Annotated in this window: 5 protein-coding genes; 3 read left to right on the plus strand and 2 right to left on the minus strand. The window is 58.1% G+C overall.

Translation table 11 applies throughout. The annotated features are described in order from the left end of the window. Positions 1-151: 151 nt before the first annotated feature. Positions 152-1,603 carry a sugar porter family MFS transporter gene (locus tag Q7O77_RS14105; protein WP_304168499.1) on the minus strand — a complete coding sequence of 484 codons (1,452 nt, stop codon included), beginning with the start codon at positions 1,601-1,603 and terminating at the stop codon, positions 152-154. 416 nt (positions 1,604-2,019) lie between these two features. On the opposite strand from Q7O77_RS14105, the gene Q7O77_RS14110 reads away from it, so the two are divergent. From Q7O77_RS14110 to Q7O77_RS14120, 3 genes are all read left to right on the plus strand, one after another. Further along, on the plus strand, positions 2,020-2,769 hold the full coding sequence (locus tag Q7O77_RS14110) for an SDR family oxidoreductase (protein ID WP_304168502.1): 750 nt from the start codon (positions 2,020-2,022) through the stop codon (positions 2,767-2,769). A 134-nt stretch (positions 2,770-2,903) separates the two neighbouring features. Further along, on the plus strand, positions 2,904-3,911 hold the full coding sequence (locus Q7O77_RS14115) for an alpha/beta fold hydrolase (protein WP_304168505.1): 1,008 nt from the start codon (positions 2,904-2,906) through the stop codon (positions 3,909-3,911). Between the two features lie 182 nt (positions 3,912-4,093). Further along, entirely contained in the window at positions 4,094-5,044 is a 951-nt protein-coding gene (locus Q7O77_RS14120) for a D-2-hydroxyacid dehydrogenase family protein (RefSeq protein WP_304168507.1), read from the plus strand. A gap of 57 nt (positions 5,045-5,101) precedes the next feature. Here Q7O77_RS14120 and Q7O77_RS14125 read toward each other — a convergent pair. Further along, a partial coding sequence (locus tag Q7O77_RS14125) for a glutathione binding-like protein (protein ID WP_369696226.1) occupies positions 5,102-5,473 on the minus strand: 372 nt, incomplete at its 5' end.

Here is a 5,473-nt window from a genome sequence, read left to right on the forward strand (position 1 = left end):
CTATCCTCTTCGTCGGCAGCGTCAGATGTGTATAAGAGACAGATACAGGTGGGGGCCGTCACCCGTGACGCGATTTCCTCATGGCGCAGACCGGTCATTCATGCAAAAGATATTGCGCGGCGACGCCCGCTTCAGCATCGCCGCACCAAACCTATCCCTGAGTCGCCTCATCACTATCTTCACCATATTTATGGCGCATATGCGATTCGATCTGTTCCAGGCTTTTTCCGCGAGTTTCCGGCACCATCAGCGCGATAAACAGCAAAGAGCCCACGTTAATCACCGCGAAGATGAAGAAGGTTTTACTCCCGGCAAACGCCATGACCGGCGGGAAGCTGAGCGCGACCAGCGCATTGAAAATCCACTGAACCGAAATGGCGGTCCCCGTCAGACGGCCACGCAGCTGCATAGGGAACAGTTCAGACATCAGCAGCCAGTACACCGGCGCGATAAACATCTGCATGAAGAACAGGAACACCAGAATACACAGCAGTGCGATGTAACTTTGCGTCAGATCGGCGGGCAGGAAAGTCAGCACGGCGCCTAACGACACCTGCGCGGCAATCACGAAGATGAAGCCCGTCATTAACATACGACGTCTCGCGAAACGGCTGACGGCCCAGATCCCCGCCAGGGAAGCAATCACCGACACCACCCCGTTTCCGATGGTCGCGGTAATAGCCGCCGTCGTGCCGAGACCAGTGGATTTCAGGATAATCGGGGTGTAGTACATGAACGCATTCACCCCGGTAAACTGGAGCGCAAAGCCGAGTCCGATACCGATAACCAGCAGTCTCAAGACCCATTTTTCGCGCAGCAGCTCACCGACTTCGGGACCGCGCGCCGCTTCACGGGCCTGTTCACGCATCTCCTTCAGCTCTTTGCGCACCTCACGCGGCGTTTCGCGAAGCTCCTTCAGCACCTCTTTCGCTTCATCGTGACGCCCTTCCGACACCAGCCAGTGCGGTGACACGGGCACGAAGAAGGTCCCGATAAAAAGCAGCACACCGGGCACCATCGCGATAGCCAGCATGTAACGCCACATGTGCCCTTCATTCAACAAATAGCTGAGCGCGGCGCTGACCACATAGGCGACCAGCTGCCCGGTGACGATCATCAGCTCATTGCGGCTGACGAGTGGGGCTCTCAGTTTCGGCCCGGCGATTTCGGCAATGAAGACCGGCACCGTCGACGATCCGCCCCCAACGGCCAGACCCAGCAGAAAACGCATCACGACCATAGAAGAGACCGAAGGCGCCAGCGCCGTTCCCAGCGAACCGGCGACAAACAGCACCGCGAGGCTACGCAACGTAATGCGGCGTCCAAATTTATCGGAGAAAAATCCGCTGAGGAAGGAACCGACCGCAGCACCAAACACCAGTGAGGAAGCAACCAATCCTTCGGTGAAAGACGTTAATCCCAGACCGCCATCTGCCGGAGGAGCAGACATATAGGGTAATGCGCCTGAAATAATCCCCGTATCATAACCAAACGCCAGCGCGCCCATGGTCGCCACCAGCACGACAAAAAAGATCCTCTGTCTTACGACCTCGGCACGGGATAATTCTTTTGTTCCTGATGAATCAGAGTTTTGGGCATCCATAGTCTTCTCTTTTAATTAACAGTCTGATGAAAGAGCGTTCCCGAAAATGCCGGGTAATTATCGTCAACGCACAACAATAAAAGTGTAGACGTCACTATGCTGTAGAAAGGTTAAAGCGAAAAATAATATTGGCCTGCGACGGTTATCCGCCCACGGCGAATGATCACGCCCCTGACATAAACTGGCATAAAATTTCATTTATTTTTAATTATTTACACTCTTGATTCTTTCGTTTTATGGCGGTGCTGCGACGGGCGTCGGCCTCCACAGAAAAACATAAATTCAGAGTCATCCGGTTCGTTTTCGGCTGGCGGCGGGCGACATCTGTTCATAAAACGACCCGCCGTGACGTGTAGCCAGCCGCATTCACCTTGCCTATATGACGCACTAATCCATCGACGTTAAGGAGAATCACCATGAGCAAACCTTCCGCCAACGCAGGTAAAACGGCCCTCGTGACCGGCGCCTCTCGCGGTATTGGACGTGACATCGCCCTTCAGCTTTCAGCCGACGGTTTCAAGGTCGTCGTGAATTACGCCGGAAAGGCGGCCGATGCGCAGGACGTAGTCGATAGCATTCATCAGTCCGGGGGCGAAGCGCTCGCGGTTCAGGCCGATGTCTCGCGCCCCGAAGACGTTGAACGGCTGTTCCACGCCTCGATTGACGCCTTTGGCGCTCCGCACGTCGTCGTACACAGCGCGGGCATTATGTCTCTGGCGCCGATATCCCCGGACCGTCTGGATACCTTCGATGACATTATTAGGGTGAACCTGCGTGGGGCATTTTTAGTGCTCGGTCAGGCCGCCCAACATGTACAGACCGGAGGACGCATCATCGCCCTGACGACCAGCGTTATCGCCAAGTCTTTTCCCGGATACGGGGCTTACATTGCGTCCAAGGCCGGGGTGGAAGGGCTGGTCAAAGTGCTGGCGAATGAATTACGTGGCCGAGAGATCACCGTTAATGCCGTTGCGCCCGGTCCCGTGGCGACCGAACTGTTCTTCAAAGGAAAGAGTGATGGGCAGATTGAACAGCTGACGAAAAGCACGCCGCTGGAACGGCTGGGGCGTCCTGAAGATATCGCCCGGGTGGTGGCCTTTCTGTCCGGCGAAGATGGCGGTTGGATCAACGCTCAGGTCGTTCGTGCCAACGGCGGATTTGCCTGATCGTCGCCGGTACGTCGCGGCCGCACACCTTACCGCTCATTTCAGACACCACGGTGGAAGCGAAAAGTTATGCCGCGGCGAAAAAAGAAACCATGCTAAGGTTCTTCAAGGACAATTCATCGGAAAGGTCAATCATGTCTCGAGTCGTCAAACATCTGTTTTTCACGCTGGCGGTGTCATTCTGTGGTGCGCAAACCGCCCTCGCCGCCCCGGCCTATGGTCCGCAGCTTGAGGGGTTCACCTACCCTTATCCGTTGCGCCACTTCGCCTTTACCTCTCAGGGCGTACCGCTGGAAATGGGCTATATGGATGTTGCCCCGCAAGGCCCCGCCAACGGCAAAACCGCCGTGTTCCTGCACGGGAAAAACTTCTGCGCCGCGACCTGGGAAGATTCAATCAAGGCGTTGAGTCAGCAAGGCTACCGGGTGATCGCCCCCGATCAGATCGGTTTTTGCACCTCCACCAAACCCGAACGCTATCAGTACAGCTTTCAGCAGCTAGCCACCAATACCCATGCGCTGCTGCAGAGTCTCGGCATCAATAACGCGATGGTGGTCGGCCACTCTACCGGCGGGATGCTAGCGACGCGTTATGCCCTGATGTATCCCGACGCGGTGCAAAAGCTGGTGCTGGTGAATCCCATCGGTCTGGAAGACTGGAAAGCCCTCGGCGTCCCCTACCGCACGCCCGATCAGTGGTATGAGCGCGAGTTGAAGACCTCCGCGGCCAGTATCCGCAACTACGAACTGAACACCTATTACGTCGGACGCTGGAAACCCGCCTACGACCGTTGGGTAGACATGCTGGCCGGATTGAATCAGGGCCCCGGACACCAACGCGTCGCCTGGAACTCCGCATTACTCTACGACATGATTTTCACTCAGCCGGTCGTCTATGAATTCCCCGCGTTGCAGATGCCGACCACGCTCATTATTGGGACGGCGGACACCACCGCTATCGGCAGCGATATTGCCCCTCCGGCGGTCAAAGCGAAGCTAGGCCATTATGACCAGCTCGGCAAAGCCACGGTAAAACGGATCCCGAAAGGCGATCTGGTGGAGTTTGCAGGCCTGGGACATGCGCCGCAGATGGAAGAGCCTGAACGTTTCAACCGCACCCTGTTGCAGATCCTGAACCGTTAACCGGCTGAGGCTGGCGGCGAACGCACCTTGTCGCCAGCACCAGCCTGATGTGATGACGGCGGTAAAGAGGGCTTCGCTCACGCGGCGTTTATGTTACTCCTCACGTAGCGAGGCACGAAGGACGCGCCGCCCTCTCTGATTGCTGCGTCCACTTGCGCGAGCCTCTCTAAGGAGTCCTGAGCATGGTAAAGATAGCGATTATTGATGATTATCAAGGTGTTGCACTGTCCAGCGAGGACTGGTCCGCCGTGCAGTCGCGGGCAAGCATCGACGTGTTTTGCGATCATCTGACCGACGAGTCGGCGCTGGTCGCCCGACTGCGCCCCTTCGACGCTCTCTGCGTGATGCGCGAAAGAACGCCGCTCACGGCCAGCCTGCTGGCCCAGTTACCTAACCTCAAATTCATCGCCTCAACGTCCGCCCGCAATGCGTCTATCGATGTAGCGGCAGCGCGTGCTCAGGGCATCACGGTCAGCGCCACCCAGGGACGCGGCAACGGTGCGCCGGAACTGACCTGGGCGTTGCTGCTGGCGGCCGCGCGGCACCTTCCCGCCGAATGCGCGTCGCTGCGCTCCGGAGGTTGGCAAGTGGGCGTAGGGGCGGACTTGGAAGGCAGCACGCTGGGCCTTCTCGGGCTGGGGAAAATCGGTTCACGGGTCGCGGCAATCGGCCGGGCTTTCGGCATGAACGTCATGGCGTGGAGCCAGAACCTGACGCCGGAGACCGCGCAAGCGGCGGGGGTCACTCCGGTCGATAAAGCCACGCTGTTGCGCGAAGCCGACTGGCTCTCGCTGCATCTGGTACTGTCGGATCGCACGCGCGGTATTATCGGCGCCTTCGATCTGGCGTTAATGAAACCCACGGCGTGGTTGATCAATACGGCGCGCGGGCCATTGGTCGATGAAGACGCGTTGATCGACGCGTTATCGAAACGAACGATCGCCGGTGCCGCGCTCGACGTTTTCTCCACCGAACCGTTGCCGGACGATCACCCCTTTCGCACGCTGAACAACGTGATTGCGACGCCCCACATCGGCTTCGTCACCCACCACACCTACCGTGTTTTCTACGAGGAGACCGTGCAAAACCTGCAGGCATGGCTGGACGGCTCGCCAATACGCGTCATGGCGTAATGCGGGGCGCACGCTTTCCGCGCCTCATCAAGGCGGATTTTGTCTTAGGAGCGTCGCTCAGGGCGCGCCGTTATTGCCGTAGAGAACAAAGCCAGGGCGTTCGCACAGCGTCTGGTAAAAACGCGCCACGGCAGGCAGTTCGGGCTTAGGGAACGGCGTCGAATACCAACGGTGTGTCGACAGCCCCAACACGATGTCCGCCAGCGTAAAGCGGGGACCGCAAACGAACGCGCCGGTGCAGTCCAGTACCCCATCCAGCAGCGTCATGCGTTGGTTCCACAGCTGAATACTGGCCTCGATGGCCTGTGGGTCAGTGTGCGCGGCGCTATGACGCACCAGCCCCATATAAGCATAGACCCAGGCGTTATTTAATTCCGTCGCCTGCCAGTCCATCCACATTTCAACGTGCGCACGCGCCGCCGGGGCGGC

Origin of the sequence: Lonsdalea britannica, assembly GCF_946477055.1 — a bacterium.
GTDB lineage: Bacteria > Pseudomonadota > Gammaproteobacteria > Enterobacterales > Enterobacteriaceae > Lonsdalea > Lonsdalea britannica_A.